The organism is Vibrio nitrifigilis, from assembly GCF_015686695.1.
GTDB classification, from domain to species: Bacteria; Pseudomonadota; Gammaproteobacteria; order Enterobacterales; family Vibrionaceae; genus Vibrio; species Vibrio nitrifigilis.
In genome coordinates, this window is the sequence record NZ_JADPMR010000004.1 from 650,772 (window position 1) to 676,507 (window position 25,736).

The 25,736-nt window shown below is 43.9% G+C and carries 24 protein-coding genes; 16 read left to right on the plus strand and 8 right to left on the minus strand.

Annotation, left to right across the window (positions count from 1 at the left end):
• Window positions 1-24: 24 nt before the first annotated feature.
• The 6 genes from I1A42_RS19230 to I1A42_RS19255 all read left to right on the plus strand — a co-directional run bounded on the left by I1A42_RS19230 (window position 25) and on the right by I1A42_RS19255 (window position 7,222).
• Window positions 25-846, plus strand: a complete 822-nt coding sequence (locus I1A42_RS19230; protein WP_196124508.1) for a MurR/RpiR family transcriptional regulator — start codon at window positions 25-27, stop codon at window positions 844-846.
• Between the two features lie 48 nt (window positions 847-894).
• Entirely contained in the window at window positions 895-1,902 is a 1,008-nt protein-coding gene (locus I1A42_RS19235) for a bile acid:sodium symporter family protein (RefSeq protein ID WP_161154717.1), read from the plus strand.
• A 67-nt stretch (window positions 1,903-1,969) separates the two neighbouring features.
• Entirely contained in the window at window positions 1,970-3,163 is a 1,194-nt protein-coding gene (locus I1A42_RS19240) for an amidase (protein ID WP_230389664.1), read from the plus strand.
• Window positions 3,153-4,721, plus strand: coding sequence for a gamma-glutamyltransferase family protein (locus I1A42_RS19245; RefSeq protein WP_196124509.1), 1,569 nt, complete (start codon window positions 3,153-3,155; stop codon window positions 4,719-4,721). The genes I1A42_RS19240 and I1A42_RS19245 overlap by 11 nt, the downstream gene beginning before the upstream one ends.
• A gap of 2 nt (window positions 4,722-4,723) precedes the next feature.
• Window positions 4,724-5,956 (plus strand): pyridoxal-phosphate-dependent aminotransferase family protein, encoded by a 1,233-nt coding sequence (locus I1A42_RS19250; RefSeq protein WP_196124510.1) that lies wholly within the window; start codon window positions 4,724-4,726, stop codon window positions 5,954-5,956.
• 39 nt (window positions 5,957-5,995) lie between these two features.
• On the plus strand, window positions 5,996-7,222 hold the full coding sequence (locus I1A42_RS19255; RefSeq protein ID WP_196124511.1) for an allantoate amidohydrolase: 1,227 nt from the start codon (window positions 5,996-5,998) through the stop codon (window positions 7,220-7,222).
• A gap of 69 nt (window positions 7,223-7,291) precedes the next feature.
• Here the strand turns inward: I1A42_RS19255 and I1A42_RS25060 are convergent, their stop codons facing one another.
• From I1A42_RS25060 to xdhA, 7 genes are all read right to left on the minus strand, one after another.
• A complete protein-coding gene (locus tag I1A42_RS25060; protein WP_161154725.1) occupies window positions 7,292-7,639 on the minus strand; it encodes an EF-hand domain-containing protein in 348 nt (115 codons plus the stop codon).
• Window positions 7,640-7,836: 197 nt separating this feature from the next.
• Window positions 7,837-9,147 carry a guanine deaminase gene (guaD, locus tag I1A42_RS19265; protein WP_196124512.1) on the minus strand — a complete coding sequence of 437 codons (1,311 nt, stop codon included), beginning with the start codon at window positions 9,145-9,147 and terminating at the stop codon, window positions 7,837-7,839.
• Window positions 9,147-9,470 (minus strand): hydroxyisourate hydrolase, encoded by a 324-nt coding sequence (uraH, locus tag I1A42_RS19270; protein WP_196124514.1) that lies wholly within the window; start codon window positions 9,468-9,470, stop codon window positions 9,147-9,149. The genes guaD and uraH overlap by 1 nt, the downstream gene beginning before the upstream one ends.
• Window positions 9,467-9,955, minus strand: a complete 489-nt coding sequence (locus I1A42_RS19275) for a 2-oxo-4-hydroxy-4-carboxy-5-ureidoimidazoline decarboxylase (RefSeq protein WP_196124517.1) — start codon at window positions 9,953-9,955, stop codon at window positions 9,467-9,469. The genes uraH and I1A42_RS19275 overlap by 4 nt, the downstream gene beginning before the upstream one ends.
• Window positions 9,945-10,829: a xanthine dehydrogenase accessory protein XdhC gene (gene xdhC, locus I1A42_RS19280; RefSeq protein WP_196124519.1), complete on the minus strand. Its 885-nt coding sequence runs from the start codon at window positions 10,827-10,829 to the stop codon at window positions 9,945-9,947. The genes I1A42_RS19275 and xdhC overlap by 11 nt, the downstream gene beginning before the upstream one ends.
• The gene (gene xdhB / locus I1A42_RS19285; protein ID WP_196124521.1) at window positions 10,819-13,218 is read right to left on the minus strand and encodes a xanthine dehydrogenase molybdopterin binding subunit; all 2,400 of its coding nucleotides are present in this window, start codon (window positions 13,216-13,218) and stop codon (window positions 10,819-10,821) included. The genes xdhC and xdhB overlap by 11 nt, the downstream gene beginning before the upstream one ends.
• A complete protein-coding gene (gene xdhA, locus I1A42_RS19290) occupies window positions 13,211-14,623 on the minus strand; it encodes a xanthine dehydrogenase small subunit (RefSeq protein WP_196124523.1) in 1,413 nt (470 codons plus the stop codon). The genes xdhB and xdhA overlap by 8 nt, the downstream gene beginning before the upstream one ends.
• 500 nt (window positions 14,624-15,123) lie before the next feature.
• On the opposite strand from xdhA, the gene I1A42_RS19295 reads away from it, so the two are divergent.
• On the plus strand, window positions 15,124-15,750 hold the full coding sequence (locus I1A42_RS19295) for a TetR/AcrR family transcriptional regulator (RefSeq protein WP_161154739.1): 627 nt from the start codon (window positions 15,124-15,126) through the stop codon (window positions 15,748-15,750).
• On the opposite strand, the gene I1A42_RS19300 is transcribed toward I1A42_RS19295, so the two are convergent.
• On the minus strand, window positions 15,740-16,984 hold the full coding sequence (locus I1A42_RS19300) for a GGDEF domain-containing protein (protein WP_196124526.1): 1,245 nt from the start codon (window positions 16,982-16,984) through the stop codon (window positions 15,740-15,742). The genes I1A42_RS19295 and I1A42_RS19300 overlap by 11 nt on opposite strands.
• A gap of 218 nt (window positions 16,985-17,202) precedes the next feature.
• Between I1A42_RS19300 and I1A42_RS19305 the strand changes: the two genes are divergently transcribed.
• From I1A42_RS19305 to I1A42_RS19345, 9 genes are all read left to right on the plus strand, one after another.
• The gene (locus I1A42_RS19305; RefSeq protein WP_161154742.1) at window positions 17,203-17,571 is read left to right on the plus strand and encodes a late competence development ComFB family protein; all 369 of its coding nucleotides are present in this window, start codon (window positions 17,203-17,205) and stop codon (window positions 17,569-17,571) included.
• 9 nt (window positions 17,572-17,580) lie between these two features.
• The gene (locus I1A42_RS19310) at window positions 17,581-17,859 is read left to right on the plus strand and encodes an HlyU family transcriptional regulator (protein WP_161154744.1); all 279 of its coding nucleotides are present in this window, start codon (window positions 17,581-17,583) and stop codon (window positions 17,857-17,859) included.
• Between the two features lie 302 nt (window positions 17,860-18,161).
• Window positions 18,162-19,715 carry a Re/Si-specific NAD(P)(+) transhydrogenase subunit alpha gene (locus tag I1A42_RS19315; RefSeq protein ID WP_196124528.1) on the plus strand — a complete coding sequence of 518 codons (1,554 nt, stop codon included), beginning with the start codon at window positions 18,162-18,164 and terminating at the stop codon, window positions 19,713-19,715.
• Window positions 19,716-19,726: 11 nt separating this feature from the next.
• Window positions 19,727-21,103, plus strand: a complete 1,377-nt coding sequence (gene pntB / locus I1A42_RS19320) for a Re/Si-specific NAD(P)(+) transhydrogenase subunit beta (protein ID WP_161154774.1) — start codon at window positions 19,727-19,729, stop codon at window positions 21,101-21,103.
• 137 nt (window positions 21,104-21,240) lie between these two features.
• Entirely contained in the window at window positions 21,241-22,716 is a 1,476-nt protein-coding gene (gene vxrA, locus I1A42_RS19325; RefSeq protein WP_196124531.1) for a sensor histidine kinase VxrA, read from the plus strand.
• Entirely contained in the window at window positions 22,691-23,350 is a 660-nt protein-coding gene (vxrB, locus tag I1A42_RS19330) for a response regulator transcription factor VxrB (protein ID WP_196124533.1), read from the plus strand. Before vxrA ends, vxrB begins: the two co-directional genes overlap by 26 nt.
• Window positions 23,351-23,353: 3 nt before the next feature.
• Entirely contained in the window at window positions 23,354-24,232 is an 879-nt protein-coding gene (locus I1A42_RS19335) for a DUF2861 family protein (RefSeq protein ID WP_161154752.1), read from the plus strand.
• An 81-nt stretch (window positions 24,233-24,313) separates the two neighbouring features.
• Window positions 24,314-25,489, plus strand: a complete 1,176-nt coding sequence (locus I1A42_RS19340; protein WP_196124535.1) for a conjugal transfer protein TraF — start codon at window positions 24,314-24,316, stop codon at window positions 25,487-25,489.
• A gap of 42 nt (window positions 25,490-25,531) precedes the next feature.
• Complete coding sequence (locus I1A42_RS19345; RefSeq protein ID WP_161154756.1) at window positions 25,532-25,687, plus strand: YoaH family protein; 156 nt, start codon at window positions 25,532-25,534, stop codon at window positions 25,685-25,687.
• The last annotated feature ends 49 nt before the right edge of the window (window positions 25,688-25,736 follow it).

The following is a 25,736-nucleotide window of genomic DNA, read 5'->3' on the forward strand; positions in this document are numbered from 1 at the left end:
AATATCAAGGGAATAGGTAGAGGAATGACATCCAATCAACATTCACTCAGTGAGCGTATCACGCAGCATTACGTACGCTTAACCCAGAGCAGTCGTCGGGTTGCTGATTATTTACAAGGTAATCCGGAAAAGATCTTAATGCTATCGACGGCGGAAATAGCCGATGCGTGTGAAGTGTCTAAAACCAGTGTCAGTCGATTTATTCGTCAACTTGGCTACGATGATCATATGGCACTGCGTAGAGAGTTGATTGACGAACGTGAAAAAGGCGTGCCGGTGATTACTTCATCGACGGTGGAAGATGCCGCCATTCGCCAAGAGATGGCCGCGTTAGAAAATTTATGGTCACAGTTATCGACAATGGACGTCTCTGCCGTCGTTGAGCAGCTAATTCAAGCGAAACGTGTGGTGGTGATTGGGTATCGAAATAGTTATCCATTAGCCATGCATTTTCGTCAACAACTGATGCAATGTCGAGCAAACGTATCATTATTACCCTTACCAGGGCAGACATTGGGTGAGGACATCAGTACCATTGGATGTGACGATTTTGTTGTGTTGTTTGGTATTCGTCGCCGAGTTGAGCATTTTTCTCGTTTAGTGGAATTTTTGGCAGACAAACCGGGTTTATTAATCACCGATCAATCAGGCCAACAGTATGCCAATAAATGCCAACACTTTTTGATGTGCCAAATGAATAATCAAGCGCCGCTAGATAGTTATGCCGTTCCTATGAGTTTGATATCTTATTTAGTCAATAAAGTGTATCGTCAACTAGGTAGCGAAGCGGTGAAACAAAGTCGTAACATTAGCCATAACTACGCTGCACTAAATGAAGTGGAATAATCAACAGACGTGTCACATCACGTTGTAATATGGATAAAAATCTTTGGTATGAATGTAATAGCAAAAATTAAGAAAGAGTGGTTTCTCGTTGGCATGGTTATCGCCATTGGTTTAGCCATTTTGACCCCTAATATTGGCAAAACTGGCGGTGTTTTAGAGCTTAACTATGTGACCGAACTGGGTATTGCCATTGTCTTCTTTCTCCACGGTTTGGGCTTATCCCCTAAAGCGATCAAAGAAGGGGTCGCCAATTGGAAAATGCACATCTATATCCAATTAGCGACTTTTGCCGTCTATCCACTCTTGTGGGTACTATTTGGCAATACTATGCTTACTTATATGCCTTCAGCATTAGCATTTGGTTTCTGTTACCTTTTTGTACTACCGAGTACTATCTCATCTTCAGTGACCATGACCAGTGTGGGCAAAGGTAATGTACCTGGTGCAATATTTAATGCGTCACTTTCCTCTATCTTAGGCGTATTTATCACTCCCGCTCTGATTCAACTTTTCATGGGGCTTCACGGCGCGCACATTGATTTAATGGCGTCAGTTATCTCCATTGCTAAATTGTTACTGGTTCCAATGATTCTTGGTCAGTTGCTACGTCCTTACTTGGTTGATTGGGCAACACGAAATAAGAAAATCGTTGGTAAAGTGGATAAATACGTGATCATTTTGATTGTGTATAACGCGTTTTGTGATTCGGTCAATAATGGCATTTGGTCGCAATTTTCCATTGGATTATTGGCCACATCGATTATTGCGTGTTTCGTTGTTTTAATGGTCATGGTGCACTTGATCCAGTGGGGCGCACGTCGTTGTCATTTTGCGTTACCAGATGAAGTTGCTGCTGTGTTCTGTGGTACGAAGAAAACATTGGCTGCCGGTATTCCAATGGCCAAGGTTATTTTTGGTGCCGACCCACGTTTAGGGATGTTATTGCTGCCAATTATGCTTTATCACCCAATGCAAATTTTCTACTGTGCGATGTTAGCAAATCGCTATGCGGCGAAAGCAGAGCAGAATAAAGGTGACGTGGTCACACAATCATAATAGAGCGGTTACCTCTCATCCTCTCTGATGAAGGAAAGGGACCCAATCTAAAAATAATAAGGATGTAATGATGAGTAAGGATACTCGAATTTTCTGCCAGCAAGGTCCTGATGGCCTTGCTCCTACCCAAGAAGGCGCATTATCTGGCTACGCCTTTGTCTTTAAAGATCTATTTGATGTAGCGGGTTATACCACGGGCGCTGGTAATCCTACTTGGTTACAGACTCATGAACCGGCTACTCACACCTCGCCATTGATTGATCGTTTACTTGCTCAAGGCGCTGAGTGTGTTGGGCGAGTGCAAACCGATGAGCTAGCCTACAGTTTAAATGGACAAAATATTCATTACGGCACCCCCATTAATCCTGCCGCGCCTGATTGCATTCCTGGGGGCTCGTCTAGCGGCAGTGCTGTTTCTGTCTCTGGTGGTGTTTCTGATTTTGCGATTGGTACCGATACTGGCGGTTCTGTGCGCGTTCCTGCTAGCTATAACAATATCTATGGTTTTAGACCTACACTGGGTAAATTGGATTTAAGTTGTGCATTCGAATTAGCGAAAAGTTTTGATACAGCGGGCATTTTGGCCATTAACTTACCCCTTTTAAGACAAGTGTTTAAAGTGCTTTGTGATAAGCCGACTGAGGGTAAAACGATTCAGCATGTGTATCTTGATGATGCTTTTGTGCCGTTTCTCTCTCCTGAGCGTTTAGCTCAGTTAACGACATGGTGTTCAGAGCATGACATCACTTTAGAGCGTGGTCATTTATTGCAAGACAGTGACTATGATTTTGCACAGCTGAGCTTAATATTTCGAACTGTACAAGGGTATGAAATCATTCAAAAACATGGCGATTGGTTGAGTCAGTATGGTGATCAAATTGATCCAGCGATTCTTGCTCGAGTTGAATGGTCACGCACGATTACAAAAACCATGTATGATCACGCTTGTTATGATCAATCGTTATTTACCAAGTGGATCGCAGAATATGGCCCAAGTAAGAAAGCTCTTTGGGTATTACCGACGACGCCAGGACGCCCACCACAATTACCAATGGAAAGTTCAGCACTCGCTAAATATCGTTCTGAACTGATGGGAATGACCGCATTGGCTGGTTTAGCTGGCTTGCCACAATTGCATTTACCCATGGCTGAACTTGACGAAGGGCCATGCGGGGTGTCGTTACTTGGATATAAACATGGTGATATGGATGTGCTGGCAACCGCAATGCGTTTGATTGGTGAGGTAGACGATGCCAACTAATCAAACCTCATTTACGGCACCTCACGCAAAGGCCGCGCAAGTCGGCCAACAAATATTAGATGCTGGTGGCACCGCTAGCGAAGCGATGGTGGCTGCGGCTGCCATGATTTCTGTGCAATACCCGCATATGAATGGCCTTGGTGGCGATGGTTTCTGGATTATAGCGAAACCGGGTGAAACACCGATTACCATCGATGCATGTGGCCACGCTGCCCATCAGATCGATATCCAAGCGTATCGTGCTGTAGGGACTGAGCTGGCTGATTCTGGCGGTAATGCTGCAATCACAATGGCAGGAGCAGTCGCTGGTTGGCAAAAGGCCTTAGAATATGACCACTCTAACCAAGAGCTAAGCCATCTTTTACAGCCCGCCATTAATGCAGCTCGTGAAGGCATCACGGTTACCGATAGCTTGGCTTTTGCCAGTCATAAAACCTTTGCGCGCCTGCAGTTTTTTCCCGAATTTGGCGATTTATATCTAAAAAACGGCATGCCCTTATCCGCGGGAGAAACAGTGGTGAATCCCGCGTTGGCACAAACGCTCGAACACTTAGCGAAAGTTGGATTAGAGGATTTCTATCGTGGCTCACTGGCCGAGCAACTCGCGCAAGAGCTCGAAGCGGCAGGAAGTCCACTGCGTCTAGACGACTTTAATGAGTATCGCGCTGTGGTAGGTGAACCGCTCACCACTCACATATCAAAAGGTCAACTGTATAACCTTGGGGCGCCAACGCAGGGCTTAGCATCGCTTTTAATCTTAGCTATTTATGATCAATTGATCAGAGATAATTTGCTCGAGTTGGATCACATGCATTTGTTAGTTGAAGCGACCAAACAAGCATTCATTATTCGTGATCAGGTGATTTGTGATCCGAATGATCTTACTCAGCCGTTGCAGACTTGGCTTGATCCAGATGTCATTCAACAAGCAGTCAGTCATATTAAACGCGATCACGCTCTGCCTTGGCCTCATGTCGCTAAGCCCGGTGATACCGTTTGGATGGGAGCTTGCGATCAGTACGGCACGATGGTGAGTTTTATTCAAAGCGTGTACTGGGAATTTGGTAGCGGATTAGTGTTACCCAGCAGCGGTATCGTGTGGAATTGTCGTGGCAAGAGCTTCTCACTCGATGAGGGGCATCATAACTGTTTAGCGCCGGGGAAAAAGCCATTTCATACCCTCAATCCTGCTTATGCAGAGCTGAGTGATGGTCGGCGAATGGTCTATGGCACGATGGGCGGAGAAGGGCAACCTCAAACACAAGCTTGTTTATTTAGCCGTTACCTCTATCAGGATTACTCATTACAAGATTCAGTAGCAGCACCGCGCTGGTTACTGGGTCGGACATGGGGCGACAGTACGTTCAGTCTGCGCCTCGAACAGACTCTCTATCAACAGTATGGTGAGCCATTAATAAAGCTAGGACATGAAATCACATCTGTCCCTGATAACAATGAATTGATGGGCCATGCTGGCGCTATTGTTCTTGATACGCAAGGCAAGATCAGCGCAACGAGCGACCCTCGCAGTGATGGAACTTACACTCTTGGAGAATAAGAATGGATACAACACAAACACTTTTTGAAACGCTCAACCCACCACAACGTCTACTGATGGGACCAGGACCAATCAACGCATACCCACGTGTGCATCAAGCACTTTCTCAATCTTTGATTGGTCAATATGATCCTGTAATGACAGGCTACATGAATCAAGTTCAGAGCTTATATCGCGGTGTTTTTGAAACCAATAACCAGCAAACATTTTTAGTTGATGGCACGGCACGTTCGGGGATTGAAGCGGTGTTAGTCTCAATCCTTCAGCCGGGCGATAAAGTGCTGATTCCTGTCATCGGTCGCTTTGGTCACTTACTGTGTGAAATTGCCCAACGCGTCGGCGCTGAGATCAAAACGATCGATGTCGAATGGGGACAAGTGTGCACCGCTGAACAAGTCGAAACTGCGATCAAACAGTTTCAACCTAAATTATTGGCGACGGTTCAAGGTGATACCTCTACGACCATGAATCAACCTCTTGCTGATATTGGTGAAGTGTGTCATCGCCATGGGGTATTGTTTTATTGTGATGCGACGGCTTCCATTGCCGGTAATGAATTAAAGGTCGATGAATGGCATTTAGATGCGGTTTCAGCGGGTTTACAAAAATGTTTAGGAGGCCCTTCTGGTTCATCCCCTGTGACATTAAGCGACCGCTGCGCTGAAGTGATTAATCGTCGTAAACACGTAGAAGCGGGGATCAAAGCGGCGCACCACCAAGAGGGGGTTGATTGTCCTATTCAGTCGAACTACTTCGATTTAGCGATGATCATGGATTACTGGGGTCCTGAGCGCTTAAACCACCATACTGAAGCAACATCCATGCTTTATGCCGCCCGTGAATGTGCGCGTTTATTCTTGGAAGAAGGTAGCAATACCGTCATTGCTCGCCATAAACAAGCGGGTGACGCCCTTGCTGCTGGCCTAGCGGCTATGGGATTGCGACTGTTTGGCGATCAAAGTACGAAGATGAACAACGTATTAGGGGTTTATATTCCTGATGAAGTTGATGGCGATACGATTCGTGGTGAACTGCTCAACCGTTTTGGTATTGAGATCGGTACCTCGTTTGGTCCGCTACATGGCAAAATTTGGCGTATCGGCACGATGGGTTATAACGCACGCCAAGAGTGTGTTTTAACCACTTTAGCGGCGCTGGAATCGATTTTGTTGAAATATCGCGCCAAGATTGCACCGGGTCAGGCTGTCGCTGCAGCGATGGAATTTTATCGTTAATTCGAATAGTCAGTTTTAATTGAAAGCAAAGGAGTGCGTATGATCAGCACAGCAACATCGGCACAATCCATTATGCAGCGTGCAGACATTATGGCCGGTTTTAGTGAAGACGCTGGCCGATTAACGCGAGCCTATTTAACCCCTGAACATCGTCAGGCACATGCTCAGCTCGCTCAGTGGATGCAAGAGGCGGGACTCGACACTTGGCAAGATAGCGTCGGAAATCAGTGGGGACGTAAAGTCTCGCGTAATCCAACGCAACCGACCTTAGTGATTGGCTCTCATAGTGACACTGTCACTAATGCGGGAAAGTATGATGGCAATTTGGGCGTATTACTGGCAATTGATGCTTTGAGTTCACTTAAAGATATCGAGTTTCCTTTTCATATTGACGTGGTGGCATTTGCTGATGAGGAAGGGACGCGCTTTAATACCACTTTGATTGGTTCTTCCGCTGTCGCGGGGGAATTCAATCCAGACTGGTTGGTGATTAAAGATGCTTCTGGAGTGTCCATTGCGCAAGCGATGATGGAATTTGGTCTAGACCCTAACCAAGCGGGTAAGGATGCGAGAACGACCGATGAGCTTTTGGGCTATCTGGAAGTTCACATTGAGCAGGGGCCTGTGCTGGAAACTAAGAACCTGCCAGTGGGTATCGTAACCGGTATTGCTGGCGCGAAGCGTTTTCAGTTCCAAGTGACAGGCGTTGCTGGCCATGCTGGTACAGTACCGGTTGACTTACGCCAAGATGCTTTGTGTGGCGCCGCAGAAATGATCAACTTCGTTGAGCGATACGCAAGACAAGCAGAAATAGTGGCGACGGTTGGCATTTGCGAAACGGTAAAAGGGGCAATTAATGTGATTCCAGGTGAAACGCATTTTACGTTAGATGTTCGCAGCTCAAATCAAGAAACGCTGGAACGTTCAGTGAACGAAATTCTTCTAGGCATTAATAAAATTGCCAAAAGCCGCGAATTATCCGTCAATTCACAGAAAGTATATCAAGCTCAAGCGGTTGAATGTGATAGTGATTTGCAGCAACGCTGGGGAAATGTGGTTGAACAAGTGACACAGCAAGAGCCATGTTATTTGCCGAGCGGGGCGGGACATGACGCGATGGCGATGGCAGCGATCACTCCGATCGGAATGTTATTTGTCCGTTGTGACAAGGGGATCAGCCATAACCCTGCCGAGAATGTGCTGGTTGAAGATGTCGATGTGGCGTTGTCCTGTTTGATCAATATGATCAAAACGTTTCATCCTTAAGGGGACATTTTGTTTTAGGATAAAATGCTTAAACGTAAGCGCCACATGCAAATGTGGCGCTTATCGGATTTAGTTATCAAAGAAATCTGAGTGTTCATCGTCATCATTATCTGATGACTGACTGTTATTATTATGGCTGCCCGGTGCACCTTGAGGTGGTTTATGAGAACGCATAAACGTATCGAGTTCACTCTCAGTGACTTGCCCATCACCGTTACTATCCATTTGATCAAAGTCGCGCTTCATCGGTCCGCGGACTTCATCGCTCGTTAGAACGCCATCACCATTGGTATCAAAGTCACTAAATTGAGGCGGCTGTCCGCCATTACCCGGCTTTGCTGGCGGTTGATTATCAGCGAGCGCAAATGGTGAACACAAAAGAGCGGCGCTTGCCCATATCAGTAGTTGTTTTCTCACCTTTATATCCTTACCTACATATTGAGATTCGTTGGCTATATACCCAAATGACCACAAGATGCAGAAAACAGCATCTTGCAGTTACTTGGGTATAGTGTAAGACACACTGAAAACAATTAGTTTTATGGTTTACATAGCTTTACAACGAGACAACTGGCCAGATGTACTTGTTGATGAGCCGCTGATTGGTTATTTGGCTATTCGGTTTTAGTTGTACGCTCAAATACACATTTGCCCATCACGTAAGTGCGGTTGATCACCCGCTCATCACCTAACGTTGTTACAGCAAAGAGCTCTGATTCCAGTGAAGTGGCTCGTTCCACACGCTGTTGCAGCATGGGAAACGCAGTGGGATTCACTTCAATAAAGTCAGCTTCAGTACCTGGATTTAAATTGCCGATTTTGTCGGTAAGTTTAAGTCCAACAGCTGCGCCCTGTGTACTGTGGTAGAGGGAATGGAAGACATTTAAACTTTTGCCTTGTAACTGACATATTTTGTAGGCATCGGCCAAGTTAGCAAGCAATGATAAGTCAGTGCCAGCCCCGATATCACTGGCAAATGCGATATTGACTCCAACATCTTTAATATGATGAAAAGGAAATAAACCGCTGCCTAAAAACAAGTTAGAAGATGGGCAGCAAGCCACGGTTGCGTTGTTCGCCGCCAAGCGTTTTAACTCTGAATCGCATAAATGAACCCCATGCCCAAAGATGCTACGCTCCGTTAATAATCCTGCCGATTCATACACATCGAGATAATCACGTGATGTTGGGAACAGATCTTTTACCCATTTAATTTCATTGAGGTTTTCACTGAGGTGCGTTTGCATATAAACGTCAGGATATTCGCGTAATAAACTGGCGGCTTGCTGCAGTTGTTGCGGCGTACTGGTTGGCGCAAAACGTGGCGTCACTGCATATAAATTTCGTCCGTTATGATGCCAATGTTCGATAAGCTCCTTACTTTGCCAGTACCCTAACTTGGGATTATCGCGCAGCGTGTCAGGACAGAACCTATCCATCAGAACCTTGCCACAAATCATGCGTGCTTGATACTGTTCTGCTGCTTCGAAGAACATGTCTACAGAGTGCTCATGAACGGTCGCAAAGACAGCTGCGGTGGTGGTGCCATGAGCAAATAATTGCGCAATAAAGAATTCAGCTTGCTGTTTAGCGTAATATCGGTCAATGAACTTTTTTTCTGTTGGAAATGTGTAATTATTCAGCCAATCAAATAGTTGTTCTCCATAACTGGCGATCATTTCGACTTGGGCATAATGGACGTGAGCATCAATAAATCCAGGTAAGATTAAGCCTTCATGGTGGATAATATCGTCTGAATTTAGCCGGTGTTCAGCTAAGAAGTCACAGGCCTCACCGAGATATTCAATGAGACCATCTCTCACTACTAAAATGCCGTCAGAGAAATACTGGTAGTTACGCTCGGGAGCCGATGTTGGGCGTGGAAAGTGCAGTATACGGCCACGATGAATACTAAATGTTATCATTAACTACCTCGGTAACTGCTATAAGCGAAAGGAGAAAGCAGCAATGGGATATGGTAATGCGGTCGTGAATCTGTGGTGATATGCACATCAATCATTGGGAAGAAAGCTTCACCAAAAGTCGCTTCACAATAGGGCCCGACTAAAAAGCGTAATGTATATTGTCCGGGAATGAGATCGACGTTGGCAAACTCACAGCGTCCATCGTCATTGGTGGTTTGCTGAGCGAGTGATTTACTCGATCCCAATTTAAAGAGGTGGACCTCTACGCCAGTTGCAGGTGAACCACTGGCGTTGTCAAGGATATGGCAACTAAGCTGGGTCATACGTAAGATTCCATTCTAATTTTACTGATTTTTCGTTGTTCTGTTGCTGCATTAACTAACTCTTGTTCCCTAGAGTTGGGCAGGCGTTCTTCTAATTTGGCTAACATAGATTGCGCGCTTTGATTGGTCGCGCAGACAATAAAGATAAAACCAAATGTGTCTTTGTAATCGAGGTTGAGTTGTAACAATTTTTCTAATGTATCAGAAGAGGCGTGTTGTACTCGTTTTTGCTCATTCTCACTGAGCGACTGACTGTGCGCATACTTTTTCGAGAGACTATCAATATCTCCGATCATAGGGTGGCCAGCAAATGCTTCTAGCCAATCCTCTTCTTCTAACTCATCAAATGCAATGTCCGCATAGTGAAAAAATTGATTGCGGTCTTGAAATGGCTGGTATTGAGACATAGTTTGTTGCCAACGACGGCTGCTACAAATCATGCTTAATTCTTGTGAGCTTAATGTAATTGGTTGATTAGCCTTCATCCATGATCTCCGAAAATGCTTTACGTGCGGAGTTTGCTTGTTGCCACAGTACAACATTCTCTTGTTTATTTTGTTGAGTTTGCTGTTTGTTCATTAGCGCGATTAATTGGCCAGCAACCGATACAGCGACTTGCATTGGTAGTTTACCGGTTATGTCGGCTAAACCAATCGGGCAGGTAAGTGCTTCAATCAATTCTGGATTTGATAATTGCTCTTTCAAGCGATATTCAAAACGTTGTTTTTTCCCTTGTGAGCCAATCAATCCTACAAACATAAAACGTTGTTCATTCAATGCATTGGCAACAATATCGTAGTCCAGTTGATGATCTTGCGTCATAACAACCAAATAACTGTTATCTGGTAGAGAGCGTACGGTTTGTTCTGGATTGGCTGCCAATGTGCCTTGAACACCTAACGGTAATTGTTCGAGCCAAGTTTGGCGATTATCAATCACGGTTGTGTGACAAGGTAACTTAGACAGTATGGTGGCAAGAGACTGCCCCACATGACCTGCTCCATAGATAATAACGCTAGGTGTATCCATTTGAAAGAACTCAAATAAAACTTGAACAGCTCCGCCACAACATTGACCAAGATCGGCTGCAAGTGCAAAGCGCTCAATCTGCATATCTGACTGCTGTGCGGTTAATTTATCACGAGCGAGAGCGATGACTTGATATTCTAAATGTCCGCCACCTAAAGTGTCATATTGTGCATTAGTCGTAATCACCATTTTGGCCCCACTGGATCGTGGTACTGAGCCTGAATGGGCCAAAACAGTGGCCAAACAATAAGGCTGACCTAACTGTTCGAGTTCTTGACACGCTTTGAGCCAACTTAAATTTGCTTGATTAAGTAAGGATTCAGTGTGCATCGTGCATCTCCTCTGCAGCGCAATTAGGTGCGGGTTCCATTTGACTGTTCGTCTGCGCGTTCAGTTCAGTGACGCGGTCACAACATGTCAGGATTTGCTCCCCGGTTGCTGGTGCGTGCAGATCAGGATCGTATTGATGGTTTCCCAGTGCTGCCACGGCATCATAAATCGCGCACCAGACACTGATGCCATGCATAAATGGCGGTTCACCCACGGCCTTGGAGCGGTAAATGGTGTGCTCTGGATTTGGGTTTTCATACAAACCGATATTCATCACTTTGGGATAATCACCAATCGTTGGGATTTTGTAGTTCATTGGACTGTTGCTAAGTAATTGCCCCTCTTTACCCCAAACTAATTCTTCACTGGTTAGCCAGCCCATACCTTGGATAAAACCGCCTTCAATTTGCCCGGTATCAATGGCTGGGTTAAGGCTTTGGCCAACATCGTGCAGAATGTCGACTCGGTCTACAGTATGTTCTCCTGTTAGGGTATCAATCGTGACTTCTGAGCAGGAGACCCCATGAGAGAAATAGTAGAACGGGCGTCCTGATGCCGTCTCTCGGTCGTAACCGATTTTCGGGGTCTGATAGTAGCCGGTCGAAGAGAGTGATACGCGTTGAAAGTAGGCCATTTGGATAAGTTCGCCCCAAGATAACGCTTTGTCACCATACACCACTTCTTCATCTTCAATCGATAGCGGTTCGCTAGTGGCAAAGTGCGCTTGTGCAACGGAAAGAAGCCGTTCTTTAATTGTCATGGCAGCGTTGTAAGCAGCCATACCATTAAGATCAGCACCAGATGATGCAGCTGTGGGTGAGGTATTGGGAACTTTGTCGGTACGTGTCGAGGTAACCAGCACTTTGTTAATCCCAATGCCGAATGCTTGGGCAACAATTTGTTGTACTTTGGTATGCAGTCCTTGGCCCATTTCAGTCCCGCCATGGGAGACTTGTACTGAACCATCCGTATAGATCACGATGAGTGCGCCAGCTTGATTGAGATGTTGAGCTGTAAATGAAATGCCAAATTTTACTGGGGTCAGTGCCAAACCTTTTTTCAAAATCGGGCTGGTTTGGTTCCACTCATTTATCGCTTTGCGTCTTGCTCGATAGTGACAACTTTGCGCTAACCGTTTCATCATTGTTGGGAGTGTATCGAGCTCTTCTACTTCCATCCCATAAGCGGTGGTGTTGCGTCCTTTACGGTAGAGATTATCCAAGCGTACATCGAATGCATCTCGACCGGTTTTTAAGGCGAGTTGCTGCATGACTTTCTCGATGATAATCATTCCTTGTGGCCCGCCAAAACCGCGAAATGCCGTGTGAGAACACGTATCTGTTTTAAGCCGATGACCTATTATGCACGCATCACCTAATGAATAGGCGTTGTCGGCATGGAACATGGCGCGATCAACAATTGCATCGGATAAATCCGCGGAATGACCACAAAGTCCATTTATCTCCATTTGTGCATTTTTAATCACACCTTGGGAATTCGCGCTGAGTGTATATAGGTTATGAAAGGGATGGCGTTTACCCGTTGCTGTCATATCAATGCGTCGAGGTAGGCGAAATTTCACCGGACGCTGGGTATGATAAGCACCTAATGCCGCTAAACATGCCCAAGGTGCCGCCTGACTCTCTTTACCACCAAAGCCACCGCCCATACGCCGCATATCAACAGTCACACGGTTAAAATCTGTCGCAAGGACTTCTGCCACCAGTTTTTGTACTTCTGAGGGGTTTTGGGTCGAACTAAAAACCAACATGCCGTTGTCTTCTGTTGTTTGTGCTAAACAGCATTGTCCTTCCAAATAAAAGTGCTCTTGGCCTCCAACCAACATCTCCCCATCAAGGTGAATGGGAGCTGAGTTAACATCAGCATTTATCGGGACACCCATTTGGTGAACCGGTAATAATGGCGGTTCAGTCTTTGTTTGCGCTAAGGTTAACGCGACAGTGTCACTTTTCTCATACTCAATATCGGCCAATTGCGTGGCCATGACCGCCACTTGATAAGACGTTGCGAGCACTAACGCTATCGGCTGACCGTAAAACCGAATTTCATTGTCAATCGTTAACAAAGGGTCGCCTTTAAACACGGTGCCGATGTCTTTTTCGCCTGGAATATCATCACTGGTTAACACACTGACCACGCCAGGCGCTCGTTTCACTCGCTCAAGGTTGCAAGTAAGGATATGGCCTTTGGCAATGGTGCTGGTTATCACTGCTGCATGTAAACAACCTCGAGGCGTTGGAATATCATCAACGAAAGGGGCGGTTCCAGCAACTTGCTTGTGCGCACTTTCATGCTTGATGGCTTGACCAATCACAGATGAATGCTGATGAGTAGGCTCAGTTTGTTGGAGAGAGGTAAGTTTACGCATGATGCACCAGCCTAGTTGGGATGTGTTGTGACTCTAGATAAAAACGTTGTAGTAGGTTTTTTACCAGTGTCATTCGGTAATCAGCGCTAGCGCGAACGTCAGACAGAGGTTGAATGATGTGGCTAACGTGATGTTGTGTTTGCTTAATTAATTCTGCGGATAAAGGTTTGCCAATCCAGAATGTTTCGAGATCGGTAAGACGAACAGACGTTGCAGCAATACCACCAGCGGCGATATAACATTCTGCGATGATTCCTTGCGCATTAAAGCGCACTTTTAGTGCGAGTAACACGGTAGAAATGTCATCTTCATAGCGTTTACTGATTTTATAAATGGCGTGTTTTTCATTCTCTTGCGGCGGTGTGAGATGAATGGCACTGATCCATTGTTTAGCCGTCAGCACTGTTGTGCGATAACCAGTAATAAAATCCTCTGGAGCGATTAAACGGCGTTGTTCTCCATCATCGATTTCAATCATGCCGTTGAGGCTCATAATCAAAGGGGCAATATCTCCAATCGGAGAGGCATGGCCTAAACTGCCACCCAAGGTTGCACGGTGACGAATACTTAAGCTGCCTATGCGACTAAACAATTCATCTGCATTTGGTACATAACGCTTAATCCATTGATGGACGTTACTGAGTGGCACACTCGCACCAATACGCCAGCCCGCAGCGGTTTGTGTGATGCGACTTAAATCATCAACACCGGAAAGGTCAATGAGTTCTGGCAAGGTTTGCCACATCTGGGTTACTTCTAATGCGAGATCCGTACCGCCGGCAATCAGTTTTGCAGTTGGGTGCTGACGTTTGATGGTTCGTAGCTGTTCTCGGGTTTTAGGTCGGTAGTAATCTGGCGTCTCAGATTCTTTCACATGTTGTAGCCAATGCATCACCGATTCTTCGTATTGAGCAAGTGGGTCGGTCACGGGATCATCTTTTAATGATTGAGCGACGTCTATTAAGGGGCCATAGCCGGTACAGCGACATAAATTACCCGCCAAATATTCGGTAGGATCGTTTGGCATGTGCTCTTGTTTGGATAGCGCATACAGAGACATAACAAACCCAGGTGTACAAAATCCGCATTGACTGCCATGTTTATCGACGACGCGTTGCTGAATAGGGTGAAGCGCACCTAAATGGCTTAAATATTCGATGGTAATGATGTGCTTACCATGTAAAGCGTTAAGTGGGGTAATGCATGAATTGATCTGTTGATACGTCAGATGATTATCTGTATCTAAAGCCTCGATAACCACGGTACATGCGCCACAGTCACCGCTGGCACATCCTTCTTTTGATCCGGTTAAATGACGTTGTTCCCGTAAATAGGGCAAGAGCATGGTGTCGGCACTGGTTGACGGTACTGCAACGACCTCATGATTGATCATTATCTCTAACATACGTTCTCCGTTCGTTATTTCCTTGGCCTCTTGTTCCTTTTGAGGCTGACGGGATCTCGCTAAGCGAGTTAATTATCTATTTTGTTAAAACTATTTGTTACGAAGATGCAAAAACCTGACCAGTTGTTCAGAAAAATGATTTTAAACGGGACACACGCGGTTAGATATAGTGATGATGAGCTAATTAAATATTTATTAATCAGATAGATATTGCTGTTTTAATGGATTTAAATACGGAAGACAAATTTGATAAGAACTTGCACATAAAAATGAAATCGTGCGTTTGTTGACGCTGTGGCACAGCAAAGTTGTACAGTTGTAGTGCACATGTTTAATTTTGGTGCAGTTGCATAACTTGACAGACCCCCATCATTTGAGGCTCACTGTAGCCCCAACGTCACTTTAAGATCTCAATTCTCATGATCGTATTATGTAGAAGTAGCAGATAAAATACGGCGCTGATGTAATCGATTAACCGAAAAGATAATGAGGAAGAATAGGTGGGACACCTTAAAAAAAGCCCAGGAGATATACGTCGTAGAAATGAGCAAATTATTTTAGCGGCTGCCGCTGATGAGTTTGTTAAACATGGTTACAAAGGTACGTCATTACAATCTATCGCGGATCGTGTCAATCTACCGAAAGCCAATATTCTTTATTACTTCAAATCTAAAACTGGCCTGTATAAAGCATTGCTCAAAGACATTCTTAATTTATGGAATGAAGGTTTTGACGATGCTGCCATCGGCGAACCTCCTGCGCAGGTATTGCGCCGCTACATTGAGGCTAAAATGCGCTACAGCCGCACTCACCCGCAAGAATCAAAAATCTTTGCCCAGGAAATTATTCAAGGTGCCCCGATTATTCATGATGTGATTGAACAGCCAGTCATCGAATGGACCACGACAAAAGCCAGTCTTATTCAGCACTGGGTAGACGAAGGGCTGATTAAACCCGTCAAGCCGTTTTATCTGCTGTTTTTAATTTGGGGAGCAACACAGTTTTACGCGGATTTTGATATGGAAGTGCTGTTGATTAACGGTGATCCGTTAACTGACGAACAGTTTGATGAAGCTCAGGAGTTTGTTGTCTCGATGGTATTAAGAGGGTTGGGACTTATCGACTAGTCTGATAGGGGAATATTTGATTGCGTCCTTTATCTTTAGCACGGTAAAGGGCTTCATCCGCGAGTTTTTGCACGTCTTGAACCGTGTCTCCCCATTGGTTGTCACAAACACCAATACTAACAGTGATATTAACATGTTGATGGGCTTTATCACTTCGTTTGGTTTCTCCGTCTTGGTGACGTGTTGGCCTTGTCAGCGTGTCTCTGATAACCAATGGGTAATCGGCAATATCTAAACGAATTTCTTCCAAATACTCTAATGTTTGTGTCATATGCTTGCCACGAAACAGAACCACAAACTCCTCACCACCATAACGATAGACATGCGCATTACCGCGAATGAGACACAGCCTTGTTGCGACTAATTTGAGAACGTCATCCCCTGAACTATGTCCGTAGGTATCATTGAATTTTTTAAAATGGTCAACATCAATCATGGCTAAAGTATATCGTCGACTAAGATGGCGTAAATCGATTTCCAATGCCTGACGTCCCGGGATTTGTGTTAAGGGATCAGTAAATGCCATTTGATAAGTATTAGAAAGCAGATAGATGATGAACAGCACACCCAGTAACGAGAACATTGTGCTCGATACGAACGGCGTATCAAAGACATAAAAGGTGTTGGCGATAACTAACATTGTGGCATAAATGACCACGTCATTAAGGTGATTGCGTGTTAAAACAAACAGCGCGCTAATGCCGATTAAGGCGCTGATATAAAGAATAAGAATGAACGGTAATTTTGATAGGTTAGGGTAGACAAATAATACCTCCTTCACACTGTGAATCATTCCCATATGAATATCTTCTGTCACGACTAAACAACTCCAACCCACTAGAGCGCCAATAAGCAGTAAAAATATAACAAACTGGCGATTAAACGTTGTACCGTTATGAAACAGTTGGGTGAGCCAGCAGGAAACGGGGAGTAAGAATGCGAGTAGGCATAGTTCGATAAATGTCGTGCCTGTCTGTAAAGGAGATTGCAGGCGTTCTTGAATAACCCAGTAGCCAATCATCATCGCAGTACTCAGCATCACTATACGACTTTGTTTAAAGGTGTGGGCAATCATAAACGCGACCGCCAGCAGAATGTAAGGCATATTCATTGCGAAACTGAGATTAGCTTGTGTCGCTGCTACGACGCTATTCATACTAAGCCAAATTAAGGAGAGTAAGAATAGGGGGAAGCCAAGTCTAAACCAGTGGGACGTAATGAAAGCTGAATACATTCTTATTGATAAAACCGTCTTTGAAGGCCGATAGTTTAGCTAGAGTCGCTAGCGTTGAATACTGCTATTTACAAGTATAGTCGTGTTTTTGCGTTTCAAAATCGAGAAAAAGGCTTATACAGTTAAGAAATCGACAATTGACGACTTATTTTTTTGCCTAATTCCTCAGTGTTCATTAATTTTAATGACAAGAGCTGTGAAGTTTAGGGAGATTAACAATGCAGATCAGTAACGATGTTCATAACTATATGGAAACGCTGGTGGGGCAGGCGCTACACCAAGAAGAGTTTGAACACTACGATGAAGAGCAACTCGCTGACCTAGCGTGTTTGGCTTTAAACCAATTGCGACCCGTTTATATTCGCTATGATATTGATTTTTTGTCTTCTTTACCGGAAGATCGTCTAGTCATGTTAAAACGTAATGCTGATGTGGCTATTTCAACTGCAGAGTCGATGATCCTTGAAGATCGACGTAAGAACCGCCATTCGGACGTACCGAGTGTCATTCGATTAGGTCGATTTGATGAAGATCGGGAACTGGAATGGTATGAAACGCCATTACTAAAAAGTAAAGACCACTCGTAAGGAGTCTATGTGGGCCTGTTTTCTCGTTTATTCGGTGCCAAAAGTGCACCAGAACCAAAAGAAGTTACACCTGTGGAGTACAAAGGGTATTTGATATATCAAGAGGCGATGGCCGAAGGTGGCCAATTCCGTATTGCGGGACGTATTACAAAAACGATTGATAATGAAGTAAAAACACACCGTTTTATTCGTTCTGATGTTGTCCCAAGCCAAGCTGATGCCGACGATCTGATGCTACGTAAGGCGCAAATGTTCATTGACCAGATGGGAGATAACATTTTTTCCTAGGTCAGGCTTTGCTCTCAATTCATCCAGCACCAAAACTAACATATTCTGCGCCACTAAATTACTTTCTGGCGCTTTTTTCTCGCTAATGATCTTTCGATTCTATCTCTCTTACTGCTCTCTCTTTCGTTGAACTGCGATCAAATAACGAAAAATTTCAATGTATATTCAATCATCTCCGTCTACTAGTTCACTTTACTGAGTAAACGAATGTGTTATTGATAGAATAACACAATTTTTCTGTATTAGATGCAGAAGATAAGTCAGTACGGTTAAACATCAAGTCAGTATTTCAAGGATAAGATATGCAAATAGGTGTGCCAAAAGAGAGAGTTGCAGGTGAACGCCGAGTTGCGGCTTCCCCCTCTTCTATTAAACAGTTAATTAAACTGGGATATGACGTTGTTGTTGAATCACGAGCTGGAGACGACGCCAGTTTTGATGATTCAGCATATAAAGAAGCAGGTGCGACCATTGTCGACCAAACGAATGTTTGGCAATCCGACATTATTATCAAAGTAAACGCGCCTTTATATGGTGACGATTCCGAGTTAGATGAAGTGTCATTGTTACCGCTTAAATCAACATTAATCTGCTTTATTTACCCAGCTCAGCATCCTGAATTAATGGAAAAGTTATCAGAAAAAGAGATTAATGTGATGGCAATGGATGCGGTGCCAAGGATCTCACGGGCTCAATCGTTGGACGCATTATCTTCAATGGCCAATATTGCTGGATATCGTGCTGTTGTGGAAGCTGCTCACGAGTTTGGATGTTTTTTTACTGGCCAAATTACCGCGGCAGGAAAAATTCCACCTGCCAAAGTATTTATTGCTGGTGCAGGGGTCGCGGGGCTAGCAGCGATTGGTGCGGCTGGCAGTTTAGGGGCAGTAGTCAGAGCATTTGATGTTCGCCCTGAAGTCAAAGAACAAGTCGAATCAATGGGAGCTGAGTTCTTAACGCTGGCTAATGTTGAACAGCAGCAAAGTAGTGATGGTTACGCGAAAGAAATGAGCGATGATTTCAATCTAAAAGCGGCAGAACTATACGCTCAGCAAGCGAAAGATGTGGATATTATTGTGACCACTGCACTCATTCCGGGCAAACCCGCTCCTACTCTGATTACCAAAGAGATGGTCGATAGCATGAAGGCCGGTAGTGTTATTGTCGATTTGGCGGCTGCAAACGGTGGCAATTGTGAATACACGCAAAAGGATAGGGTATTTACAACCGAAAATGGTGTGAAAATCATCGGTTATACGGATATGGTAAGCCGATTACCGACTCAATCTTCTCAGCTTTATGCCACCAATATCGTTAACTTGCTTAAGCTATTGTGTAAGGAAAAAGACGGCACACTTACGATCGATTTCGACGATGTCGTCGTGCGTGGCGTCACCGTGATTAAAGAGGGGGAAGTCACTTGGCCAGCACCACCAATCCAAGTATCGGCGCAACCTAGTGTGGCACCTAAGGTGGCTGCCCCCGCTGAAAAAACACCAAAGCCACCAATGGCGGTTTGGAAAAAAGTCTCGATGTTAGTCATCGCTGTGGCTCTGTTTGCTTGGCTTGCCTCTGTTGCACCCAGTGAATTCCTTGGCCATTTTACTGTGTTTGCTCTCTCTTGTGTTGTTGGCTACTACGTGGTTTGGAATGTGTCCCATTCTTTACATACCCCATTAATGTCAGTCACTAACGCGATTTCTGGGATTATTATTGTTGGTGCTATTTTGCAAATAGGGCATGGACATGGACTGGTTTCATTTTTGGCCTTTTTTGCCATTTTGATAGCGAGTATCAATATTTTTGGTGGATTTACCGTCACCAAACGCATGTTGCAAATGTTTCGTAAAGACTAAGGAAGGGAATGATGTCTGCACAATTGGTTCAAGCAGCGTACATCGTTGCGGCCTTGTTTTTTATTATGAGTCTAGCGGGCTTATCTAAGCAAACCTCTGCTAAATCAGGCAATTATTATGGTATTGCTGGGATGACAATTGCTTTGATAGCCACGATTTTAGGCCCCCATAGCACCAGTGTTACTTGGATCATTATCGCCATGGTGATCGGTGCTGCAATTGGCATTCGTTTCGCTAAAAAAGTGGAAATGACCCAAATGCCTGAGCTGGTGGCTATTTTACATAGCTTTGTCGGCTTAGCGGCGGTTCTGGTTGGTTACAATAGTTTTATTCACGCCCCATTAGTGGCGAATCATTCTGAATATGTGATTCATTTAGTCGAAGTATTTGTCGGTGTCTTTATCGGTGCTGTTACTTTTACTGGATCGGTTGTTGCGTATGGCAAACTGAGTGGTCATATAGCGTCCACACCACTTAACTTGCCTCATAAACATAAGATCAACTTGCTAGCTGTATTAGTCAGCATCTGGTTATTGAGTGAATTTATTCAAGCCGACGGAAGTGTTTGGGCATTGGTATTGATGACACTCATCGCATTTGGTTTTGGCTACCACCTTGTAGCATCTATCGGTGGTGCTGATATGCCGGTGGTCGTTTCGATGTTGAACTCATACTCAGGGTGGGCTGCTGCCGCTGCTGGTTTTATGTTAGCCAATGACTTATTGATTGTTACAGGCGCGCTCGTTGGTTCGTCCGGGGCGATTCTCTCATACATCATGTGTAAAGCGATGAATCGTTCCTTTATTAGTGTTATTGCCGGCGGATTTGGCCAAGAAGTTGCAGTAGCAAAAGATCAAGAATTGGGTGAATATCACGAAACGACGGTAGAAGAGGTGGTTGAGCTCTTGAAAAACTCTAAGTCAGTCATCATAACTCCTGGATATGGTATGGCAGTCGCTCAAGCTCAGTATCCTGTTTCTGAAATCACTGAAAAGCTGCGAGCAAAGGGCATCGAGATTCGATTTGGTATTCACCCTGTTGCTGGACGTTTGCCTGGTCACATGAATGTTTTATTGGCTGAGGCGAAGGTTCCATACGATATCGTATTGGAAATGGATGAAATTAATGAGGACTTTTCTGATACGGATACTGTCTTAGTGATTGGAGCCAATGATACGGTGAACCCAGCGGCGCAAGAAGACCCGACCAGTCCAATTGCAGGGATGCCTGTTTTAGAGGTTTGGAATGCCAAAAATGTCGTAGTATTCAAGCGATCAATGAATACTGGATACGCTGGTGTACAAAATCCATTATTTTTTAAAGACAACACATTGATGCTGTTTGGTGATGCTAAGGCGAGTGTTGACGCGATATCTAAAGCACTTTAATCGTGCATTTATTGTCCAAGAAGCCAGCATTGCTGGCTTCTTTTGTAGTGAGTTGGTGATATGTTAACGATTATTGACAGCGTCTTAACATGCCAAGTATAAATTTTTAGAATAATACGCTATAGTGTTTTGCCTTGATGAATAATAAAAGAAATCAATTGAGAAAAGCGATAACCATAACAATAGCAACCGTCGGGACATTATTTTCTGCGTATACTCATGCGGACTCTCTCCCTGAGCGTATCGATTTATTCGTATCGCTTTTTGATTACGATTCAGCGGTAGTCACTTATAATATCGATAAATTGCAAGCTAACTATCCAGAGAGCTTAATCTCTCCGGAGAGTATGCTACCGCAGACGACTAAATATCCTCTCACTGCCATCCAACGTCTTTATAAGTTGTCCAAAGGTTGTTCTGGCAAACTTCCTTATAATCCACTGGTTACGGAACCTCTTTCGTTTGTACGTGCCGTATGTAACGGAACTAAACTGCGTCCAAGTTGGTTTGCCCGCAGTGGTTTGATTCATCCAGGCGGTGGTACTTACGCAGCTCGCTATGTTAAAGACCATCCTGATATGTATGAAGAAGTGAAACAGTATATGCATATCGATGAACGTCCACCTGCACCGAAAGGAACGTTACTTGGACGTTTACAGGCCATGAATGGTGAGTCACTTAAGGCATTGAACTCTGGTTCATTAATGTTCAGTGAACAGAATGAATTATGGTTGCGTAAAAACGACCAATACTATGTATTTAATGAAGCTACGTGGAACCATAATGCGAGTAAAGCAGGCCTTTCTTACAAAGTAGTAGGCTCTGATAGTGCTTGTTTTGTACAACGTGGCAATATTTGTTGGGATATTGAAGATCATTCCAACTTACTAAGAATAAGCATGGTAGTGTTGGTTATTGCCAACATTCTCTTGGTATTAGGTTGGGCGGTTTACCGCTGGAATAGCAAACGACAAGAAATGAAGAGTCGAATGTTGGTCCTCCAAATTTTAACGCATGAATTGCGTACACCTATTGCCAGCTTATCTTTAACTGTGGAAGGTTTCCGACGAGAGTTCGAACACCTACCAGAGACTGTTTATGATGAATTTCGCCGCTTGTGCGAGGACTCAAGACGTTTGAGACAATTAGTAGAAGCGAGTAAAGATTACTTACAATCGGACAACAAACCACTATCTACCGATTGGGTTCCTTCTGTTAAAGAGTGGTTGGAGTACAAAGTTGAAGAGGAGTTTTCAGATCCTATAGAACTTAATATCAATCAGGATATCGCTGCAAAATTAAATGTCTACTGGCTAGGTACCTGTGTTGATAACTTGATTCGAAATGCAGTGAAATACGGTGTAGCACCAGTTTCACTCAATGTAATTACGACTGAGGATTCAGTCACCATCAAAGTGACCGATCAAGGAACATTAACAGAAAAAGATTGGCGTCACTTGCGCAAGCCATTTGTCAGTAAGAGTGGCTTGGGACTTGGATTAACTATTGTAGAATCGATGGTTGGACGTATGGGCGGAACAATGAGCCTAGTTGGACCACCGACAACATTTATATTGGAGATACCCTGTGAAACAGACATTGCTTCTCGTTGAAGATGATAAAAACCTAGCGGATGGCCTATTAGTTAGTTTGGAACAAGCAGGATATGATTGTTTACATGCTGAATTAATCGCTGATGTAAAACAACACTGGGAAAAAGCGGATCTTGTTATTCTTGACCGTCAACTTCCTGATGGTGATTCGGTAGAACACTTGGTTGAATGGAAAAAAATTAAAGAAGTACCAGTGATTCTACTAACAGCACTAGTGACGGTAAAAGATAAAGTGACTGGTCTTGACGCAGGTGCGACGGATTATCTTACTAAGCCATTTGCTGAATCAGAATTATTCGCTCGAATCCGTGCACAAATGCGTGCTCCAGAAGGCGAAGGTGAAGATGATAACAAGGTTATTACTAACGATTTGATCATTGATAAAGCAACTCGCGAAGTGGTTTACCATGATGAATTGGTTACATTAACTCGTACTGAATTCGATCTGCTGCTGTTCTTGGCAAGTAATCTAGGACGTGTGTTTACTCGTGATGAATTGCTGGATCATGTATGGGGCTATAACCATTTCCCAACGACACGTACTGTTGATACTCACGTTCTACAGCTGCGTCAAAAACTTCCAGGACTTGAAATCGAAACCTTACGTGGTGTCGGTTACAAAATGAAAGCGTAATTCATGAACAAATTACTCTTGTTATTAGGCACGTGCTTATGCGTGCCTATAACTGTTCAAGCCGCTGACTGGTTTGAGCAAAACACGCCATTAACGCAAACTCACCAACATTTGTTGGAGGGGGATTTGCCCGGTACGTTTTCCTCACTAGTTGAAGTTTGGCAGTTAGATGAGAATACTAATATCAAAACCCACCTAAACGACTTACTTATGCAAGCGTTAACAGTGGATTGTGGTAAAGGGCTAGATAATAAAGAATTTCCTGACTGGATTAATGCGATTACGATTCGTCGTTTAACTATTCAAAGTCCAGGGCGTGATGCGTATCAAGTATTAATTAATGCATCAGCGAAGAAAGATATTTCGGACATTCGTTTGACGAAATGGGTTGATAAACCCTTATCTTCAGACAACTCTTTTACTGAGTCAGATAGTGACCCCGTAACAGATGCAGAACATAATTATGTCAAACGTTACAACTTGAATAATGAAATCAGTAAAGGGTTATATCGTATTGATGTGACAGCTGATGATCAGAGTTCTTGGAGCGCATGGGTCATTTTTGGTGATCAAAAACCCTATCGTACGGTACGTTGGGCCTCAAAAGATCATTGGCAAGTAGAGAAGAACGCATTACTTAATAAATTCTGTCCACTTCCAAAGCTTGGTGTTTCCGTGTATGACTATGTGAAAGGCAAATATCAAGAGATCTGGAATCACAGTTATGATTCTGATTATCCATCATCATTACCAGCGGATAGCCTACCGCCAGATCGTTACGTGCTCGCGATTTCAATGACACAACAGCGTTGGCAAGGTCCTATCATCATTGAGCAGTCTCAAGTTATCAGCAAAACCTATGATGTTGCAGCTAAACAATAGCTAAAGATATATTATAATCGGCCGATAGTGGTTTAGTGTATTCGTTGCTAATTACTCTAAATATACCCATGGCCGATTATTATGAATAAAAATAAGTATTCTTTTCTTGCGTTGTCTATTTCCCTCGCAGCCACCAGTGCAATGGCAGCTCCTTATTCTATTGAGGCTCGTGGTGATGCCATGGGCGGTGTTGGTGTGGTATCAGCCAACTATTTGACTGCCCCTTTTTATAATCCTGCGTTAACTGCTATTTATCGTCGTAATGATGATGCTGGTATGATCTTACCGAGCGTTGGAGTGACTTATGACGATCAAAACCAAATGATCGATACTATTGATAATCTCGCTGATTTACTCGGAGATGTTGATGGTAGTGTGACTCAACAAACGGTTGATGATATCGACTCAGAACTTGATAAACTTAATGGTTCTCAGTTGAATGCAGAACTGGGGGCTGGTGCTGCCATTGGGATCCCAAATTCTTATTTATCAATGAATCTATTTGGTAAAGCCTACACCGAAACCTATGTGACATCCGATGTTGGTTCTTGTAGTGATCCGAGTGATGCCAATCAATGTACTATTGAAAAGGCACAAAATACGACAATTAATGCTGTTTCTGTCGGTGTCGCAGAGGTCGGTTTAGCCATGGCCCGTTACAGTACCGTTTTCGGCCAACATATGTCGTTTGGGTTATCTCCTAAACTGCAACGGGTATATACGTTTGTTTATCAGACGGATGTTGAAAATTTTGACCTGACGGACATAGATAAAAACACCCAAGCGGAAAATATGCTTAACGTTGATGCTGGCGCATTATGGTTCTATGGACCATTTCGTGTCGGCATAACTGGCATGAACTTGATCAGTCATGATATTGAAACTAAAACAATCACTGGTAGTAATAATCAATCAATCAAATATGAATATCAGATGAGGCCACTGTATACAGTTGGCGCTGGAATTGTGGCAGACTATTTTACCTTTAGTGTTGACTACGATCTTAATGAGCAGAAACGTTATAAAGAATTTGATGATAATGTTCAAATGATTAGGGCAGGGGCAGAAATAGATTTGTTACGTCAGCTTAAACTTAGAGCCGGGATTAAGAAAAACCTATCTTACAGTGGCAGTGATCCAACTTATACTGCGGGTATCGGCTTATCTCCACTGGGTTTGTTTGAATTAGATCTTGCTGCAAGTTACACCAATGAAGATTCAATGGGTGGTTACGTAAACTTTCTTGCTACCTATTAAATTTACGATTATAGTCTGGGCTCCAGAATAAGGAGCCTTTTTATGTTTGATGATTTACCTACGTTAACTCACGCGCAACAACAAGCTGCTGTTGAAAAAATTCAAGCGTTAATGGCAGAGGGGATGAGTACAGCCCAAGCGATAAAATTAGTCGCAGAAGAAATTCGCCAAGCACTAAAAGAGCATTCTCAGAAATAGTAATAACCCATTCTATATATTAAAGCACCGTCAGGTGCTTTTTTTATGT

Bases quoted from the DNA above. Each gene is read 5' to 3' on its own strand.
- I1A42_RS19230 (WP_196124508.1), top strand. From the start codon at position 25: ATGACATCCAATCAACATTCACTCAGTGAGCGTATCACGCAGCATTAC.
- I1A42_RS19235 (WP_161154717.1), top strand. From the start codon at position 895: ATGAATGTAATAGCAAAAATTAAGAAAGAGTGGTTTCTCGTTGGCATG.
- I1A42_RS19240 (WP_230389664.1), top strand. From the start codon at position 1,970: ATGATGAGTAAGGATACTCGAATTTTCTGCCAGCAAGGTCCTGATGGC.
- I1A42_RS19245 (WP_196124509.1), top strand. From the start codon at position 3,153: ATGCCAACTAATCAAACCTCATTTACGGCACCTCACGCAAAGGCCGCG.
- I1A42_RS19250 (WP_196124510.1), top strand. From the start codon at position 4,724: ATGGATACAACACAAACACTTTTTGAAACGCTCAACCCACCACAACGT.
- I1A42_RS19255 (WP_196124511.1), top strand. From the start codon at position 5,996: ATGATCAGCACAGCAACATCGGCACAATCCATTATGCAGCGTGCAGAC.
- guaD (WP_196124512.1), bottom strand. From the start codon at position 9,147: ATGATAACATTTAGTATTCATCGTGGCCGTATACTGCACTTTCCACGC.
- uraH (WP_196124514.1), bottom strand. From the start codon at position 9,470: ATGACCCAGCTTAGTTGCCATATCCTTGACAACGCCAGTGGTTCACCT.
- I1A42_RS19275 (WP_196124517.1), bottom strand. From the start codon at position 9,955: ATGAAGGCTAATCAACCAATTACATTAAGCTCACAAGAATTAAGCATG.
- xdhC (WP_196124519.1), bottom strand. From the start codon at position 10,829: ATGCACACTGAATCCTTACTTAATCAAGCAAATTTAAGTTGGCTCAAA.
- xdhB (WP_196124521.1), bottom strand. From the start codon at position 13,218: ATGCGTAAACTTACCTCTCTCCAACAAACTGAGCCTACTCATCAGCAT.
- xdhA (WP_196124523.1), bottom strand. From the start codon at position 14,623: ATGTTAGAGATAATGATCAATCATGAGGTCGTTGCAGTACCGTCAACC.
- I1A42_RS19300 (WP_196124526.1), bottom strand. From the start codon at position 16,984: ATGTATTCAGCTTTCATTACGTCCCACTGGTTTAGACTTGGCTTCCCC.
- I1A42_RS19305 (WP_161154742.1), top strand. From the start codon at position 17,203: ATGCAGATCAGTAACGATGTTCATAACTATATGGAAACGCTGGTGGGG.
- I1A42_RS19315 (WP_196124528.1), top strand. From the start codon at position 18,162: ATGCAAATAGGTGTGCCAAAAGAGAGAGTTGCAGGTGAACGCCGAGTT.
- pntB (WP_161154774.1), top strand. From the start codon at position 19,727: ATGTCTGCACAATTGGTTCAAGCAGCGTACATCGTTGCGGCCTTGTTT.
- vxrA (WP_196124531.1), top strand. From the start codon at position 21,241: ATGAATAATAAAAGAAATCAATTGAGAAAAGCGATAACCATAACAATA.
- I1A42_RS19335 (WP_161154752.1), top strand. From the start codon at position 23,354: ATGAACAAATTACTCTTGTTATTAGGCACGTGCTTATGCGTGCCTATA.
- I1A42_RS19340 (WP_196124535.1), top strand. From the start codon at position 24,314: ATGAATAAAAATAAGTATTCTTTTCTTGCGTTGTCTATTTCCCTCGCA.
- I1A42_RS19345 (WP_161154756.1), top strand. From the start codon at position 25,532: ATGTTTGATGATTTACCTACGTTAACTCACGCGCAACAACAAGCTGCT.